The organism is Flavobacterium palustre (assembly GCF_014639535.1).
Lineage (GTDB): Bacteria > Bacteroidota > Bacteroidia > Flavobacteriales > Flavobacteriaceae > Flavobacterium > Flavobacterium palustre.
The window spans coordinates 262,217-278,749 of sequence record NZ_BMGA01000005.1; the positions used below are offsets into that span (position 1 = coordinate 262,217).

16 protein-coding genes and 1 rRNA gene are annotated in these 16,533 nt (G+C 34.7%); 12 read left to right on the forward strand and 5 right to left on the reverse strand.

Annotated features, from left to right (window positions below):
* Positions 1–31 precede the first annotated feature (31 nt).
* The 3 genes from IEV84_RS11650 to IEV84_RS11660 all read left to right on the forward strand — a co-directional run bounded on the left by IEV84_RS11650 (position 32) and on the right by IEV84_RS11660 (position 2,444).
* Complete coding sequence (locus tag IEV84_RS11650) at positions 32–568, forward strand: DUF4136 domain-containing protein (protein WP_188494445.1); 537 nt, start codon at positions 32–34, stop codon at positions 566–568.
* 187 nt (positions 569–755) lie between these two features.
* Entirely contained in the window at positions 756–2,000 is a 1,245-nt protein-coding gene (gene ilvA / locus IEV84_RS11655; protein ID WP_188494446.1) for a threonine ammonia-lyase IlvA, read from the forward strand.
* 45 nt (positions 2,001–2,045) lie between these two features.
* Positions 2,046–2,444, forward strand: a complete 399-nt coding sequence (locus IEV84_RS11660; RefSeq protein WP_188494447.1) for a group III truncated hemoglobin — start codon at positions 2,046–2,048, stop codon at positions 2,442–2,444.
* Positions 2,445–2,447: 3 nt separating this feature from the next.
* Here IEV84_RS11660 and IEV84_RS11665 read toward each other — a convergent pair whose 3' ends face one another.
* From IEV84_RS11665 to IEV84_RS11675, 3 genes are read right to left on the reverse strand one after another with little or no spacing between them, the layout of a single operon-like run.
* Positions 2,448–3,068 carry a DUF4230 domain-containing protein gene (locus IEV84_RS11665; protein ID WP_188494448.1) on the reverse strand — a complete coding sequence of 207 codons (621 nt, stop codon included), beginning with the start codon at positions 3,066–3,068 and terminating at the stop codon, positions 2,448–2,450.
* A 2-nt stretch (positions 3,069–3,070) separates the two neighbouring features.
* Positions 3,071–4,021: a GSCFA domain-containing protein gene (locus IEV84_RS11670; RefSeq protein ID WP_188494449.1), complete on the reverse strand. Its 951-nt coding sequence runs from the start codon at positions 4,019–4,021 to the stop codon at positions 3,071–3,073.
* 33 nt (positions 4,022–4,054) lie between these two features.
* Positions 4,055–4,825, reverse strand: a complete 771-nt coding sequence (locus IEV84_RS11675) for a hypothetical protein (protein WP_188494450.1) — start codon at positions 4,823–4,825, stop codon at positions 4,055–4,057.
* Positions 4,826–5,162: 337 nt separating this feature from the next.
* Here IEV84_RS11675 and IEV84_RS11680 point away from each other — a divergent pair, with 337 nt between their 5' ends.
* Entirely contained in the window at positions 5,163–5,546 is a 384-nt protein-coding gene (locus IEV84_RS11680; protein ID WP_188494451.1) for a hypothetical protein, read from the forward strand.
* A gap of 89 nt (positions 5,547–5,635) precedes the next feature.
* Here the strand turns inward: IEV84_RS11680 and alaS are convergent, their stop codons facing one another.
* Positions 5,636–8,272 carry an alanine--tRNA ligase gene (gene alaS, locus IEV84_RS11685; protein WP_188494452.1) on the reverse strand — a complete coding sequence of 879 codons (2,637 nt, stop codon included), beginning with the start codon at positions 8,270–8,272 and terminating at the stop codon, positions 5,636–5,638.
* A gap of 263 nt (positions 8,273–8,535) precedes the next feature.
* On the opposite strand from alaS, the gene IEV84_RS11690 reads away from it, so the two are divergent.
* The 8 genes from IEV84_RS11690 to IEV84_RS11725 all read left to right on the forward strand — a co-directional run bounded on the left by IEV84_RS11690 (position 8,536) and on the right by IEV84_RS11725 (position 16,123).
* Complete coding sequence (locus IEV84_RS11690; protein WP_188494453.1) at positions 8,536–9,513, forward strand: M23 family metallopeptidase; 978 nt, start codon at positions 8,536–8,538, stop codon at positions 9,511–9,513.
* A gap of 56 nt (positions 9,514–9,569) precedes the next feature.
* A complete protein-coding gene (locus IEV84_RS11695) occupies positions 9,570–9,902 on the forward strand; it encodes a MerR family transcriptional regulator (RefSeq protein ID WP_026713247.1) in 333 nt (110 codons plus the stop codon).
* Between the two features lie 66 nt (positions 9,903–9,968).
* On the forward strand, positions 9,969–10,562 hold the full coding sequence (locus IEV84_RS11700) for a LemA family protein (RefSeq protein WP_071185091.1): 594 nt from the start codon (positions 9,969–9,971) through the stop codon (positions 10,560–10,562).
* Between the two features lie 73 nt (positions 10,563–10,635).
* On the forward strand, positions 10,636–11,073 hold the full coding sequence (locus IEV84_RS11705; RefSeq protein WP_188494454.1) for a TPM domain-containing protein: 438 nt from the start codon (positions 10,636–10,638) through the stop codon (positions 11,071–11,073).
* Positions 11,074–11,075: 2 nt separating this feature from the next.
* Positions 11,076–11,915 (forward strand): TPM domain-containing protein, encoded by an 840-nt coding sequence (locus IEV84_RS11710; RefSeq protein ID WP_188494455.1) that lies wholly within the window; start codon positions 11,076–11,078, stop codon positions 11,913–11,915.
* 152 nt (positions 11,916–12,067) lie between these two features.
* A complete protein-coding gene (locus tag IEV84_RS11715) occupies positions 12,068–12,481 on the forward strand; it encodes an RrF2 family transcriptional regulator (RefSeq protein ID WP_188494456.1) in 414 nt (137 codons plus the stop codon).
* 260 nt (positions 12,482–12,741) lie between these two features.
* Positions 12,742–15,306, forward strand: coding sequence for a TonB-dependent receptor (locus IEV84_RS11720; RefSeq protein ID WP_188494457.1), 2,565 nt, complete (start codon positions 12,742–12,744; stop codon positions 15,304–15,306).
* Positions 15,307–15,508: 202 nt separating this feature from the next.
* Positions 15,509–16,123, forward strand: coding sequence for a deoxynucleoside kinase (locus tag IEV84_RS11725; RefSeq protein ID WP_188494458.1), 615 nt, complete (start codon positions 15,509–15,511; stop codon positions 16,121–16,123).
* A gap of 313 nt (positions 16,124–16,436) precedes the next feature.
* Here IEV84_RS11725 and rrf read toward each other — a convergent pair.
* A 5S ribosomal RNA gene (rrf, locus tag IEV84_RS11730) occupies positions 16,437–16,533 on the reverse strand; the annotation flags it as partial.

Below are 16,533 nucleotides of genomic sequence, written 5' to 3' on the forward strand. Positions count from 1 at the left end.
TTCATCTATTTAACAATCAAATAATTGCATTATGAAAACACTCAAAATACTACCGCTACTATTTATTTTTCTATTGAGTTCATGCAGCTCTGTAAGAGTTTATTCTGATTTTGACAGCCGTGCTGATTTTAGTCAATACAAAACCTATGCTTTTCACAAAAAAGGCATTGACCGGGTTCAAATATCTGAATTAGACAAAAAAAGAATACTTCATGCTATTGACAATGAATTAAGTAAAAAAGGAATGAGTAAAAGTGAAAACCCTGATTTACTAATCAATTTTTTCACTAAAGAAAGAGAACAACTTGACGTAAACCAATTCAATATGGGTTGGGGATACGGCTGGGGATGGGGTTGGAATCCTTTTTTATGGGGCGGCAACACCTATGTTACTTCATCAACCCAAGGCACACTTTATATTGATTTAATCGATGCTAAGAAAAAAGAATTAATTTGGCAAGGAGAAGGAATAGGAACACTGACCGAAAACAGAAGAGAAAAAGAAAATCAAATCAATGAATTTGTATCGAAAATTCTGGCTCAGTTTCCTCCTACTGAAAAAAAATAATTCTTTCATTCCCGCAACTAAAGAATCCGTATATTTGTAATACAATCACAAAACATGAATCATACTATTAACATAAATACCACAATTAGCATTATTATCCAATAATGATGGAGTGTTATGTAAATAAGTAATCAAGATACCATTTATTCAACCTCCCAATACGGGAGGTTTTTTTATACCAATAAAAATGAAACTACTAAACCAAATACAAGAAGCCAAAAAACAATTACAGGGCGTGGTTATGGAAACACCATTATCGAAAAACTTGAATCTATCAACCGAATTCAATGCCCGAATCTTGTTAAAAAGAGAAGATTTACAAACCGTTCGTTCTTATAAAATCAGAGGTGCTTACAACAAAATCAGCACGCTTGATCCTGAAGAACAAGAGCAGGGCGTAATATGTGCCAGCGCCGGAAATCATGCACAGGGCGTAGCCTATTCCTGCAAATTGCTGCAAATAAAAGGCAAAATATACATGCCTAAAACTACTCCGAAACAAAAGATTAAACAAGTAAGGCTTTTTGGCGGCTCTTTCGTGGAAATTGTACTTACAGGAGACACATTTGACGATGCTTATGCCGCTGCAATGGCTGATGCTACTAAGAACAAAATGACTTTCATTCATCCTTTTGATGACATTAAAGTTATTGCCGGTCAGGGAACTGTAGGTCTTGAAATTCTGGAAAACTACAAAAAACCGATTGATTATGTTTTCGTCCCAATTGGCGGCGGTGGATTAGCCGCTGGTCTTTCGGAAGTTTTTAAACATTTGAGTCCTGATACTAAAATCATCGGCGTAGAACCCGAAGGAGCAGCATCGATGAAAACTTCTATTGCCAATGGTAAAGTAAGTGTATTGGAAAACATAGACAAATTTGTTGACGGAGCTGCGGTAAAACAAGTTGGAAAATTGACTTTTGACATTTGTAAAAAAAACCTAAGCGACATTATTCTTGTCCCTGAAGGAAAAGTTTGCACAACTATTTTGCGTTTGTACAACGAAGAAGCCATGGTAGTCGAACCCGCAGGCGCATTGACTATTTCGGCATTGGATTTTTATAAAGAAAAAATAAAAGGAAAAACCGTAGTTTGCATTGTGAGCGGAAGCAATAACGATATTGAACGCACCGCCGAAATAAAAGAACGCTCTTTACTCTATGAAGGATTAATGCACTATTTTATGATCCAGTTTCCGCAACGTCCGGGTGCTTTAAAAGAATTTGTCAACGATATTTTAGGGCCTGATGATGATATTACCTATTTCCAGTTTACCAAGAAAAACAGCCGTGAAGTAGGTCCCGCTGTTGTAGGTTTAGAACTCAAAAACAAAAATGATATTGTTGCCATAAAAACAAAAATGGACAACAAAGGTTTTGAATACAAATACCTTAACGAGAAACAAGATTTATTCAACCAATTAATAGGTTAGATTATTCTGAATTCGATACTTTTACCACCGATTATTTTACAAAACATGACACAATTAACCGACATTAAAAATCTGGACGACATCAAATTATTGGTTGACACTTTCTATGGAAAAGTACAAAAAGACAACTTAATTGGTCCTGTTTTTAATGAAAAAATTGGCAATAACTGGCCTACACATTTAGAAAGAATGTACCGTTTTTGGCAAACTATTTTACTGGAAGAACACACTTATTCAGGCAGTCCGTTTCCTCCGCACAAGCATTTACCGGTGGAAAAAGAACATTTTAATCGCTGGATGGAAATTTTTACTCAAACCATTGATTCTTTATTCAAAGGAAAACTAGCCGAAGAAGCTAAGCTCAGAGCCAAAAACATGGCTGAAATGTTCTTTTATAAAATTGAGTATTTCAGAAACGGAGGACGGAATTTTTTTGAAAATTAAAGCCTACATTTTAACCTGCTGCCCTAATTCCTTTTCACTTTCAATCACTTTGCCCTCGTATTGCAGTTTCCATCCCATAGTATTGGTAAGAATCAGGATTTTAGACAATTCACTTATCAATCGGTTTTGAGCATTGGATTTCAGGGATGATTTTGCAATTTTCTTTGACAAATTAGCCTTTACCTGCTTATTGATTTTATTGTAATCATCGCCGGTAAAAGGGTTCAGTTTACTTTGCTCCACATCATAAAACTGAAGATCCGGACTGATTTTAATTTCTTCTTTTGGAATACTTATAATTGTGATGGTTTTGTTTTTCTCATCAATATCGTATTTCATTTGGTGCAAATCATAAGCTACTGTCACATCGGCATTGACCACAATTAATGCTTTTTTTTCGAACGAAAGCATGTTCATCAGGTATTTTTCCTGATTTTTATAGGTAATCACTTCTGAAAAATGCCCTTCGGTAACCACTAATTTCCCTACGTTAACAATTTGCTGTTGAATCAGATTAGTATTGTAACTAATTTCGGCTTCATCACTTTTTTTGAAATCACAAAACTTGAATAACAAAACGGCAGCAACTATGACTGCGGCTCCAATAAGTATATTTTTTATCATAATTAAAATTTCATAAATGGATATTCCGAACACAATTTAGTAATTCCTGACTGAAGTTTTGCTAGAAATTTTTGATGGCTTTCTGATTGTGGATTAAACGACCTATGAGATAAGCCTTTCTGAATTCCCTGAACTTCCTCCATAACACTAAGAGCCGTTTTAGAAATAAAAGTTTCCTTAAATCGTTGCCAAATATAATCTATTGCTACTTGGTTAGGATGCACCATGTCTTCGGCATAAAAACGATAATCCCGAAGTTCGTCCATCATGATTTCGTAACTGGGAAAGTAGTTATGAGTTATTAGTTGTGAGTTATCAATTGCATGAATTGCACAAATTAAATGCGCCTTACTCCTTTGATTTTCTACAAAACCGTCTTTAATGTGGCGTACCGGTGAAACAGTAAAAGTAAATTTTGCCTCCTGATTGAGCTTTTGTATCAGCTCAATTGTATTTTGAATAGCATTTTGAATCCTTTCAATACTAAGTAATTCTTTTGTAAATTCTTTTTGGGGTATTTTATGACAATTAGCCACTATATGCTGATTTTTGATATAGCGATATACCCAAGCTGTTCCGTAAGTTATTTGGAAATGAGTAGATGCTGTTATCTGCTGATGTGTTGTTTCGATTAGTTGATTCAGCGTACTTAAAAAAGCTTCTCTGTCAGGATGAGAAAGTTCTGAATGCACTTCGAAGCAATGCCACAAATCATTATGAAAAAAAATATCATTTTCGGTAAAAAAAACTTTATTTACCACTCTTTCAATCAATTTTTCGATTGAAACGGGATTGAAAATAATCCCAAACGGATTGCAGCTGTTTTGAAATTTGAAATACTCCAATTTTTCAGCCATATTCACTGCAAAACAAGAGCCTAAAGACATAATTTTAGCATTATAATCAATAGGAAAATTACTTTCTGAAATAGGTATTGGCGTTCGAAATTGCATTTTGGTTTTTTCCCAAAATTAAGTATTATAATATTAATACAAATACTGGATTTTCAAATAATTTGGATTGCTTACACTCGATTCTGAAACCTGTTCCGTAGGATAATTATCGGCATCGTATTTAAATGTGGTTGGGTATAAATTTGCCGAAGTAATTACTTCTCCTCCATTAACAACTTTTGTTTCCACAACAGTCAAAACAACATTGTTTTTAGAAATTAAAGACGCATTATCTAATAATTGACTGTATCCTAAAATAGCATAATAAGGATTATTATAAGTATCGTACTCATAAGTAGTTTTAGAAGTTGAAAGTACTCCTTCGTCAACATTATCAAATGTACGTTCGATTTTAATTAGATTTTTATTTTTAAAAAATAAGGTTCCGTGTTGTACTTTTTGTTCTTGATTTTGAGTATTAATTTTATATTTTTCATACAAAATTGTCTCACTATTTTGATGAGTATAATAAATCACATAATCATCCGACGAAATCACCTTAATTAATTTATCTTCCTGATAAGTATATTGTAAGGTAACACTAAGTTGGTTTTGCTTGTTGTACTTAACTATTTTGGTAATCAAACCGTCAGTATAAGTATAATCGATTCTTTCCTTAGAATTATCGGAACTTAGTAATTGATTTTGATTGTATGTAAAAACGGAATTTTCAGAAATACCATTCTCGGTAGATTCAATAATTTTAACAAAATTCTTTCCTTTAACTTCTTTCTCGTTAGAGCAGGAACTAAAAAGAACAGCAACTATTGTAATGAAAAAAAATATTCTGTTTAATTTTCTCATGATCCTTATAGGTTAATTTTTGAACATAGTATATTGGGGACTTCAAAGCTATATATTAAATACAGCTAAGCCAACAAAACAAGTTCAACAACCTAAAAACTCGTTAAAAAGAATATTTTACAAAGAAATATCGCAAAATACCAATTCTAAAAAAACAAGCCGGCTTATTCCTTAAATTTCACGGTAAAAAGAATTCCTTATCCTAAGCAAACTACTGATTTTATCGACAAAATACAACCACCCGGTGATTTGAAGAGTATTTTATCCTTTCAACGATTTTAAATGGTGAACTCATTTTTTGCTTTTACTTTTGATAATGAATACTACAACCAACACTATGAAAAATATATTCAACCCAATTTACAGACAAGATTATTTAGAAGGTTATTCTAAAGGTCTGGATCCTTATTCAAAAGCAAAAGACGACTCAAACAACACTGCTTTTAATGACGGATTTAACTCAGGCAGAATTGATTATGAAAGTGTAAACGGAAGCATTGTTGATGGAATTCCTAAAAAAATTATCAACGAAAAAATTCTGGAAGAATTCCTCATGGCCGGATTACTGGGCATCAATATTGACACCGAAGGTTATACACACTTTCAAATAAGTGTTTTAGTAAAATGGTATCAGAGTGGTATTGAAAAATACGATCCTAAAGAAAACAATTATTTACTGGATATTTTGGAAGAAAACGGAATCGAACTTAACCATTCTTAAAAATAACTTTTTCATATTTAAAAAGAGAAACCCTTTTAGTTTGCTTACACATTCTAAAAGGGGTTCTTATTTTTATAAAGCTTAAATTATTACTTCACAAATTCTACAGCTTTAGCTAAAGCTTCCGAAATTCCGGCTGCATTCTTACCTCCGGCTGTAGCAAAGAACGGTTGTCCTCCTCCTCCACCTTGGATAAATTTTCCTAATTCACGAACTACCTGACCTGCGTTTAGGTTTTTCTCGGCAACTAATTCTTTAGAAATATAGCAGCTTAACATTGGTTTTCCTTCTTCGGCTGTAGCCAAAACTAAAAACAAATTGTTACCTAAATTACCTAATTCGTAAGCTAAGTCTTTTGCCCCTTCCGGATTCAAATCCACTTGTTTAGCTAAGAACTGAACTCCGTTTACTTCCTGAAGTTCGCTAGCCAATTCGGCTTTCATATTTTTAGCTTTCTCTTTCAACAAAGCTTCTACTTGTTTTTTCAACTTAGCATTTTCATCCTGTAAAGAAACCACTGCTTTTACAGTATCCTGTGGATTTTTCAATGCTGATTTAATTTCGCCTAACAATTCTTCCTGTGAAGCAAAAAACTGTCTTACGCCATCCCCCGTAATTGCCTCAATACGACGAATTCCCGCTGCAACCGCTCCTTCAGAAACAATTTTAAATGACCAGATATCTGCAGTATTGTTCACATGGATTCCTCCACACAATTCCATACTGTCTCCAAATTTAATTGCACGAACATTATCTCCGTATTTCTCTCCAAATAAAGCCATCGCACCTTCGTCAAGAGCTTGTTGAATAGGAATACTTCTTCTCTCAATTAATGGTAATTGCTCCTGAATTCTGGCATTTACAAAATCTTCTACTTGTTGTAATTCTTCGTCAGTTACTTTAGAGAAATGAGAAAAGTCAAAACGTAAATTTTTCGGGTTTACCAAAGATCCTTTTTGCTCCACATGTGTTCCTAAAATGCTTCTCAACGCCTGGTGCATCAAGTGGGTTGCCGAGTGATTTTTAGAGGTATCCGCTCTTAAATCGGTATTTACTTTAGCAATAAAAGTAGCTTCTAAATTCTCTGGCAATTTTTTAGCAAAATGCAGAATTAAATTATTCTCTTTCTTAGTATCTATAATTTCGATGGTTTCATTTGCCGAAACCAAAATCCCTTTGTCCCCTACCTGTCCTCCGCCTTCCGGATAAAATGGTGTAGCATCTAAAACGATTTGGTACAAAACACCGTCTTTTTTAGAATCTACTTTACGAATACGGGTAATTTTTACTTCGTTTTCTGTTTGATCATAACCTACAAAAGATTCTACATTTCCATCAACCAAGATTTTCCAGTCGTCAGTAGAAACTTCCGAAGCAGCACGGGAACGTGATTTTTGTTCCTGCATGGCTTTTTCAAAACCGGCTTCATCCAGACTAAATCCTCTTTCTCTAAGAATCAAAGCCGTTAAATCGATCGGAAAACCAAAAGTATCATACAATTCGAAAGCTTTTGCTCCTACAACTTCTTTTCCTTTGGTTTCCGCCATTACATTTTCTAACAATTGTAATCCCTGATCTAAAGTTCTTAAGAAAGAAGCTTCTTCTTCACGGATTACATTGGTAACCAATGTTTGTTGTTTTTTGATTTCAGGGAAAAATTCACCCATTTGATCTGCTAACACAGCAACTAATTGATTGATAAAAGGCTCTTTGGTATTCAGGAAAGTAAATCCGTAACGAATAGCACGACGTAAAATACGACGGATTACATATCCGGCTCCTGTATTAGAAGGCAATTGTCCGTCGGCAATAGCAAAGGCTACCGCACGCACGTGATCCACTACTACACGAATAGCAATGTTGATTTTGTTTTGTTCTTCAGATATATTTTTAACTTCATTAGAAGTGTATTTCAATCCTGTAATTTGCTCCACTTTTTCGATAAGCGGTGTAAATACATCAGTATCATAGTTTGAAGTTACGTTTTGCATCGCCATACACAAACGCTCAAATCCCATTCCTGTATCTACGTGTTGTGCTGGTAATTTCTCTAATGAACCATCGGCTTTACGGTTGAATTCCATAAATACATTGTTCCATATTTCCACTACCTGCGGATGATCGGCATTCACTAAGCTAAATCCTGAAACTTCCGCTCTTTCAGCATCGGTACGCAAATCGATATGAATTTCTGAACATGGTCCACAAGGTCCCTGATCTCCCATTTCCCAGAAATTGTCTTTTTTGTTTCCAAGGATAATACGGTCTTCGGAAACAAATTGTTTCCAGATATCAAAAGCATCCTGGTCAAAAGGAACATTTTCTGCTTCGTTTCCTTCAAAAACAGAAACATACAAACGGTCTTTGTCTAATTTTAAAACCTCAGTCAAAAATCCCCAAGCCCATGGAATAGCCTCTTTTTTGAAATAATCACCAAAAGACCAGTTCCCTAACATTTCAAACATCGTATGGTGGTAAGTATCAAAACCTACATCCTCCAAATCGTTATGTTTTCCTGAAACACGAAGACATTTTTGCGTATCGGCAATACGATTACTTTTAGGCGTGGCGTTTCCTAAAAAATATTCTTTAAACTGTGCCATTCCTGAGTTGTTGAACATCAGGGTGGGGTCGTCTTTTAGGACAATAGGTGCCGAAGGAACAATTAAATGTCCTTTACTTTCAAAGAATTGTAGATACGCTTTGCGAATGTCTTGTGATTTCATTTTTATAATTTAAAATTAAAAGATTTAAAAATTAAAAAATTCAAATATCTGGTTTTGAACAACTTCAATTATTCGCTATACCACTAAATTAAATCTCTTGTAAAATTCATAAATTCAACAATTTTCAAATCATTAAATTTTTAAATCTTTAAATCAATTTTATGCAATATTTAATATTTAAAAAAGCCCTAAACAAATAAAACATTTATTAAATTTGTTCCAATGTGCTTTTTTAGAGGTGCAAAAATAGGGTATTTTAAAATATGGCGAAAGTAAAATATTATTACGATTCTGAAAATCTGGCTTATCGCAAAATCAAAGTCAAAAAAAGAACAAAATTTGGCTTTGTTGCCTTGTTTTTATTGGCTTCCGCTTTATTTGGTTTTATCAGTTTTGTGGTTTTGTTAAATACACCTTATTTTGATACTCCAAAAGACCGTCTTTTGATTCGGGAAATTGAAAATTTAAAATTAAACTATGCTTTTTTGAATAAAAAAATAGACCAACTCGACAATGTTGTAGAAGCCATTGAAGAGCGCGACAACAATTTGTATCGTACTTATTTCAATACTGCTCCTATTCCGGAAGAAGAAAGAAAATCAGGCTACAAAGATGCAAACCGCTACAAAGCACTTCAGGGTTACAACAACAGTCAACTGGTTTTACAAACCACTAAAAGAGTCGATATTTTAACAAAAGAATTAGTAATCCAGTCTCAATCATTGGATTATATTTTAAAATTAGCCAAAGAAAAAAATAAATTATTGGCTGCCATTCCTGCTATTCAACCTGTCAGGAATGAAAATTTAAAACGAATGGCTTCCGGTTTTGGTTATCGTACGGATCCTTTTACAAAAGCACGAAAAATGCATGAAGGTATGGACTTTACAGCAAAAACAGGTACACCGATATTTGCAACCGGTGATGGCGTAGTAAAACAAGCTGACAACAGAGCTTCCGGATATGGAAATCACATAGTAATCAGACACGGTTACGGATACGAAACCTTGTATGCCCATTTAAGCAAATACAATTGTAAAGCAGGACAACGCATTAAACGCGGAGATATTATTGGGTATGTAGGAAGCACAGGAAGATCAGAAGCACCGCATTTACATTATGAAGTACACAAAGATGGTCGGGTGGTTAATCCGCTTAATTTTTATTACGGCAATATCTCGGCAGTGGAATACGTTGCTATTTCGAAACTGGCTAATCAGGAAAATCAATCACTGGATTAACGATTTTAGAATTCAGATTATTGATTTTAGATTTAAAAAACTAAAAACAAAAATAAATGCATATAGAATTACAACCCGGAAAAAGATATTACAGCATAGGCGAAGTTGCCAAAGCCTTTGATGTCAATGCTTCGTTGATTCGTTTTTGGGACAGTGAATTTGATATTCTCAAACCTAAAAAAAACGCCAAAGGAAACCGAATGTTCACTCCCGAAGACATCAAGAATCTTCAATTAATTTACCATTTGGTAAAAGAACGCGGATTTACATTGGAAGGAGCCAAAACCCATTTGAAAGAAGGGCAAAAGAAAACCTTAGACAAATTTGAAATTATCAGCAAACTAGAAGCGATTAAAGTACAGCTGACTAATATTAAGAACGAACTTTAATCGATTGCAATATCAATTTGAAATAAATTAAAACAATAAATAGTAAACTTTAAATTAAACAGAAACATGGATTTTAAAAAATTTTTACCTTGGATTATTTTAGCAATTATCATTATTGGTGGTTACAGCTGGGTTAAAGGAATTAACAATACTGCTGTGACTTTAGGTCAGGATGTAGAACAATCCTGGGGAGACGTACAAACTTCTTACCAAAGGCGTAATGACTTAATAGGAAATCTGGTGAACACTGTTAAAGGAGCTGCCGATTTCGAAAAAAGCACTTTAACGGCAGTAATTGAAGCCCGTGCTAAAGCAACTCAAACTACAATTGACCCAACTAACATTACACCAGAACAATTGGCTGCCTTTAATTCTGCTCAAAGTGGACTAAGCAGTTCATTGTCTCGCTTATTAATAACGGTAGAAAAATATCCTGATTTGAAAGCCAATCAAAATTTTTTAAAACTACAAGACGAATTAGCCAGTACTGAAAATCAGATTTTAACGGCCCGTACCCGTTTTAACGAAGCGGTAAAACCATACAACACACACATCAAAACTTTCCCAAATACTTTATTTGCTGGTATTTTTGGTTTCAAAGAAAAAGCGTATTTCAATGCTGTTGAAGGAGCTGATAAACCAGTGGAAGTAAAATTCTAAAAAGATATTTCAGATTTTCGATTAACGTCCTGATATTTATCGGGACGTTAATCTTCATTCAAAAATTTCACCCATGTCAAAAGTAGAAGATTTTTTAACCCCGGAAGAAGAACAGGAAGTCGTTGAAGCTATTCGCATAGCCGAAAAAAACACTTCCGGCGAGATTAGAGTTCATATCGAAAGAACAACAACTATGGATGCCTATGATCGTGCCAGAGAAATTTTTCATGAATTAAAAATGGATGAAACCGAATTGAAAAACGGGGTTTTAATCTATTTGGCAGTGGATGATCATCATTTTGTAATATGCGGAGACAAAGGAATCAACGATGTTGTTGAAGCCGATTTTTGGAATTGTACCCGTGATGCAATGGCTACACAATTCAAGCAACATAATTTCAAACAAGGACTTGTCAACGGAATTTTAAGAGCCGGAGAGCAACTAAAAAAGTATTTCCCATGGCAGGAAGGGAACAGTAACGAATTATCAAACGAAATTTCAAAAGGATAAATATGAAAATTCCAACAAAGAAAAACTCAAATTCCAAAGGAATTTTTCAATTTGCATTCCTGCTGATGATGCTTTTATCCGGAAATTGTATTTTTTCTCAATTTACAATTCCTAAAATACCTGATTTACAAACATCCGTTTATGACTATGCCAATCTTTTTAATGCCAGTGAAAAAAAGCAATTAGAAGAAAAACTCATTCATTATGCCGACACTACGACCACGCAAATTGTAGTCATTACTATAGAAAGTTTAAAAGGCGAAGACGTTAGTTTACTTGCTACCAAATGGGCACATACCTGGGGAATAGGCGGAACTAAAAAAGATGATAATGGCGTAATAATTTTGGTCTCGAAAAATGATCGAAAAATTGCTATCAATCCCGGTTATGGTCTCGAAGACCGATTAACAGCCGGAATTGGAGGTGAAATCATCCGAAATATTATCATTCCAGAATTCAAAGCCGGCAGTTATTACAACGGAATCAACAAAGGAACTGATGCTTTATTTGATGTTTTTAAAGGCAAATACAAAGGCAGCAGAAAACAAAACAAACAACAACAAGATTTCCCTGTTCTTCCTTTTATTATCATCATCGTTTTTATTTTGATTTTAGCATCCAGAAACAAAGGAGGTGGCAGAGGAAACTCAGGAAATAGTGGTGGTGGAGGCCCAAGTTTGTTAGATGTAATAATCCTGAGCAATCTGGGACGCAACAGTGGCGGATTTGGAGGCGGAAGCTTTGGCGGAGGTTCATCCGGAGGTGGATTTGGCGGAGGCGGCTTCGGTGGAGGATTTGGCGGCGGAGGATTCTCCGGCGGTGGTTCCAGCGGAAGTTGGTAAAACTCTTTATAGAAATACAATCATCTAGTTTAAACTAATAAACCATTGGCTACAGCTAATGGTTTATTTATTTTAGAAATTACTTGACTCCTTTGTAAAATTATTTATCTTTATCCTAAATTTATCTGAACCACATAAGATAACCAATACAAATGCTTTCACAAAAAACCAAATACGCACTTAAAGCCTTACTCTATCTGGCGCAACAAGATGCTAACCATATCTCTAAAACAACCGATATAGCCGAAGCAGCTAATATTCCTAAAAAGTTCTTAGAACAAATTCTTTTAGACTTGAAACGCGGTCATTTAGTAGGCAGCAAGCAAGGAAAATTTGGCGGATATTATCTTTTAAAATCAGGAAACGAAATCACATTAGCCGATATTCACCGATTATTTGACGGTGCTATAGCCTTACTACCTTGTGCTTCAATAAATTTTTACGAACGTTGTTTAGATTGTAAAGATGAGTCGGAATGCCTGCTACGACACGGATTAATCACTATTAGAGAAGAAACTTTAAAAGCTATGCAAGGCATTACTATCAACTCATTGGTAAAAAAATAAAAAAATATATTTTAATTTCTACTAATTATATAGAATTAATTATATACATTTGCCCCAGAATTAAAATCAAATATAAAGAACCCAAAAATGAAACTTATGAAAAGGCAACGAACAAAATTTATTTTTTCGGAAAATTATTCAAAAGAATACCAAACTCTAAATAGTAATACAACCAGAACTATTATGATGTGTATGTGTTAGTCAAAAAAAATTTATTTTTAAATTCTACTAATTACATATAACATACATAAATAATAAACATGAAAACATTTTATACAAAATCAATAACCCTAATTGCATTACTATTATTTTTCTCAATTTCTAACGCACAAAATACCTTAAAAGGAAATGTAAAAAACGCTCAGGATCAAGTGTTATCTGGAGCAAACATCATCCTGAAAGGAACAAAATACACTACTACTACAGATGCCAACGGAGATTTTTCAATTGACACGAAAGACAAGACTTCTTTTTCTTTATTAATCCAATATGTGGGATACAAAACAGAAGAAATTGTTATTACTGAAAATCAAACAGCTCCCTTATCTATAAAACTTTCTGAAGAGAACGAGCTGGTAGAAGTAGTTATTTCTTCCCGAAGAAGAATTGAAAAAGCACAAAACGTACCTATTCCAATTTCGGTAGTGAGCGGAAAACAAGCAGAACAAGCTGGTGCTTTCAATGTGAACAGAATTAAAGAATTGATTCCTTCTGTGCAACTTTATTCTTCAAACCCAAGAAATACTGGAATTAATATTCGTAGTTTAGGTTCTCCATTTGGACTTACTAATGATGGTATCGATCCAGGGGTTGGTTTCTATGTTGACGGAGTATATTATGCCCGTCCGGCAGCCACCACACTTGATTTTATTGACGTAAGTCAAATTGAAGTATTGCGTGGACCACAAGGAACATTATTTGGAAAAAACACAACAGCAGGAGCTTTTAACATCACAACACGCAAACCAAGTTTCACTCCGGGCGCTGATTTTGAAGTAAGTTATGGAAATTACTCTTTCTTGCAGGCCAAAGCATCTATTACAGGGTCTATAGCCAAAAAAATTGCGGGACGCTTCTCTTTTTCAGGAACACAACGTGATGGTTTAATTGAAAATGTAGCAACAGAGAAAAGAACAAATACATTAAACAATCAGGGAATCAGAGGGCAATTGCTTTTCACTCCATCAGAAAACACTAATATTTTATTAGCTGCCGATATCACTACACAACGTCCTGATGGATACGCTCAAGTAATTGCCGGTGTTGCTCCTACTCAAAGAGCTACTTACCGTCAGTTTAATCAAATTATTGCCGATTTAAATTATACTCTTCCAAGTTTGAATCCTTTTGATCGCAAAATTGACCATGATACACCATGGCGTTCTAATCAGGATTTAGGTGGAGTATCTCTTAATGTGGATACCAAAATTGGAGAAGGAACTTTAACTTCAACTACAGCTTGGCGTTTTTGGAACTGGGATCCTTCTAATGACAGAGATTTTACAGGTTTACAAGTTTTGGCAAAATCACAAAATCCTACCAGACAAACCCAATTTACACAAGAAGTACGTTACGCAGGTCAAATATCATCTAAGTTAAGTGGTGTAGCCGGTTTATTTTTCATCGATCAAACATCAAGAACAACCGGAACAGAAGAATCAGGAAGTGCACAATGGCGTTTTTCTCAAAGCACAACAAGCTCAAAATGGGCAACACCCGATCTTTTTGAAGGATACGGAATAAATACTGACGCAAGTATTCACGCTACATCTGCTGCGATTTTTGGTCAATTGGATTGGGCTATCACTGACCGTTTACATGTATTACCTGGTGCCAGATATAATTATGATAAAAAAGATGCCGATTATAGCCGTACAACTTATGGAGGATTACAAACAAATGATCCTGAATTAATTGCATTAAAAAAATTAGTTTACACAGATCAAAGTTTCAACAAAAATACTGATGCTACTGACTTTTCTGGAAACTTAACTGTTTCTTTCAAAGCATCTGACAGGGTGAATGCTTACGCAACATATGCTAAAAGTTACAAACCTGTAGGTGTTAACGTTGCCGGACTTCCTACAGTGAATGGACAACCAGCACTTGACCTTGCTGTAATTAAACCTGAAAAAGTAAACCATTTTGAAGTAGGTGCAAAAACATCACCTTTTAATAATGCTATCTTGAACTTTACTTTGTTTAATACTGATATTAAAGATTATCAAACTAACGTTCAAGCCGCTGAATTAGGTGTAAATCGTGGTTATTTAGCTAATGCTGATAAAGTACGTGTGAGAGGTGCTGAAATTGATGCCAGCTTTGTTATCAATAGTCACTTCACTGTAAATGGAGCAGCAACCTATAGTGATGGAAAATATATTAAATTTACTAATGCACCACTTCCATTAGAAGAAACAGGAAAGACTGAAAATGGAGTTCAGGTAGCATACAAAGATGTTTCAGGAAGCAGCTTACCCGGAGTTTCTAAATGGGCCGGAAGTTTAGGTGGTGAATACACTACAAACGCAAAATTCTTTGGAAATTTAGGTAAATTCTTTGTAGCAATTGATTCTTATACACGTTCTGAATTTTCATCAAGTCCATCAGCTTCAAAATACTTGGTTGTACCTGGATATGCAATCTTCAATGGTCGTTTAGGATTTAGAGCAACAGAAGGATTATCGATCAACTTCTGGGGGCGTAACCTTTTAAACAAAGATTACTTCGAACAATTATTACCTGCTGGTGGTAATGCTGGTCACTATGCCGGAGTTTTAGGAGATCAAAGAACTTATGGAATTACTTTGAAATATTCGTTATAAAATTCAATTTCCTAACAGAAAAGAAGCCGTCTCAATAATACGATTTTGAGACGGCTTCTTCATTTTATTCAATATTGGAAATTACAAAAAAACAACAGCTTAAACAAAATTTAAAATCATTCAAATCACTTACAATAAAGACTATTTTTTTTCTATTTTTACATCTTAAGTAAAACACAAATCATAAAACTGTAACAACATAATGCACATAGCAGTAGCAGGAAATATAGGCTCAGGAAAAACAACATTAACCGCTTTACTATCCAAACATTTTAAATGGGAACCACATTACGAAGACGTAGTTGACAATCCTTACCTGGATGATTTTTACCATCAAATGGAGCGTTGGTCTTTTAATCTTCAGATTTATTTCCTCAACAGTCGTTTCCGTCAGGTGATGCAAATTCGCGAAAGCGGAAAAAAAGTAATTCAGGACCGAACTATCTATGAAGATGCTCATATTTTCGCCCCAAACTTACATGCTATGGGATTAATGACCAATCGTGATTTTCAAAATTATGCTACGCTTTTTGAATTGATGGAATCTACGGTTAAAGCTCCGGATTTATTAATCTATTTAAGAAGTTCCATTCCTAATTTAGTAGGTCAAATCCACAAACGCGGACGCGAATATGAAAATTCTATTTCTATTGATTATTTAAGCCGCTTGAACGAGCGTTATGAAGCTTGGATCCACACTTACAATAAAGGGAAATTATTAATTATAGATGTAGATCGTATCAATTTTGTGGATAATCCGGAAGATTTAGGAAACATCATCGAACGAATCAATGCCGAATTAAACGGATTATTTTAAAAGTAAAACTACACAATATACAACTGCTTAAGACTAAAAAAACCTTAAGCAGTTTTTTTTATAATCCTATAATAGAAGATTAAACCATCTTTTTACTTAATCCTCACCTTTTGAAGCTGATCCAAAAAAGTCAAGGATTAAACATAAAAATTTTGATACAAAACAAAAAAACCTATCCAATTGGATAGGTTTTTCAAAGACTCGAGGGTACAGCCCGAATTGAGCGAAGCTAAAGGCGACGAACCGGCTTTAGCCGAACACGTCGCAACTACAAAACAAAAAACCCCGTTTCGTTAGAAACGGGGTTTTCAAAGAAAGGCGACGACATACTCTCCCACAAAACTGCAGTACCATCTGCGCAGGCGGGCTTAACTACTCTGTTCGGGATGGGAAGAGGTGAGCCCCGCCGC

Coding starts and splice junctions, on each gene's coding strand:
- ilvA (WP_188494446.1), top strand. CDS start 756: ATGAAACTACTAAACCAAATACAAGAAGCCAAAAAACAATTACAGGGC.
- IEV84_RS11680 (WP_188494451.1), top strand. CDS start 5,163: ATGAAAAATATATTCAACCCAATTTACAGACAAGATTATTTAGAAGGT.
- IEV84_RS11660 (WP_188494447.1), top strand. CDS start 2,046: ATGACACAATTAACCGACATTAAAAATCTGGACGACATCAAATTATTG.
- IEV84_RS11700 (WP_071185091.1), top strand. CDS start 9,969: ATGGATTTTAAAAAATTTTTACCTTGGATTATTTTAGCAATTATCATT.
- IEV84_RS11705 (WP_188494454.1), top strand. CDS start 10,636: ATGTCAAAAGTAGAAGATTTTTTAACCCCGGAAGAAGAACAGGAAGTC.
- IEV84_RS11710 (WP_188494455.1), top strand. CDS start 11,076: ATGAAAATTCCAACAAAGAAAAACTCAAATTCCAAAGGAATTTTTCAA.
- IEV84_RS11650 (WP_188494445.1), top strand. CDS start 32: ATGAAAACACTCAAAATACTACCGCTACTATTTATTTTTCTATTGAGT.
- IEV84_RS11690 (WP_188494453.1), top strand. CDS start 8,536: ATGGCGAAAGTAAAATATTATTACGATTCTGAAAATCTGGCTTATCGC.
- IEV84_RS11670 (WP_188494449.1), bottom strand. CDS start 4,021: ATGCAATTTCGAACGCCAATACCTATTTCAGAAAGTAATTTTCCTATT.
- IEV84_RS11720 (WP_188494457.1), top strand. CDS start 12,742: ATGAAAACATTTTATACAAAATCAATAACCCTAATTGCATTACTATTA.
- IEV84_RS11715 (WP_188494456.1), top strand. CDS start 12,068: ATGCTTTCACAAAAAACCAAATACGCACTTAAAGCCTTACTCTATCTG.
- IEV84_RS11725 (WP_188494458.1), top strand. CDS start 15,509: ATGCACATAGCAGTAGCAGGAAATATAGGCTCAGGAAAAACAACATTA.
- IEV84_RS11675 (WP_188494450.1), bottom strand. CDS start 4,825: ATGAGAAAATTAAACAGAATATTTTTTTTCATTACAATAGTTGCTGTT.
- IEV84_RS11695 (WP_026713247.1), top strand. CDS start 9,570: ATGCATATAGAATTACAACCCGGAAAAAGATATTACAGCATAGGCGAA.
- IEV84_RS11665 (WP_188494448.1), bottom strand. CDS start 3,068: ATGATAAAAAATATACTTATTGGAGCCGCAGTCATAGTTGCTGCCGTT.
- alaS (WP_188494452.1), bottom strand. CDS start 8,272: ATGAAATCACAAGACATTCGCAAAGCGTATCTACAATTCTTTGAAAGT.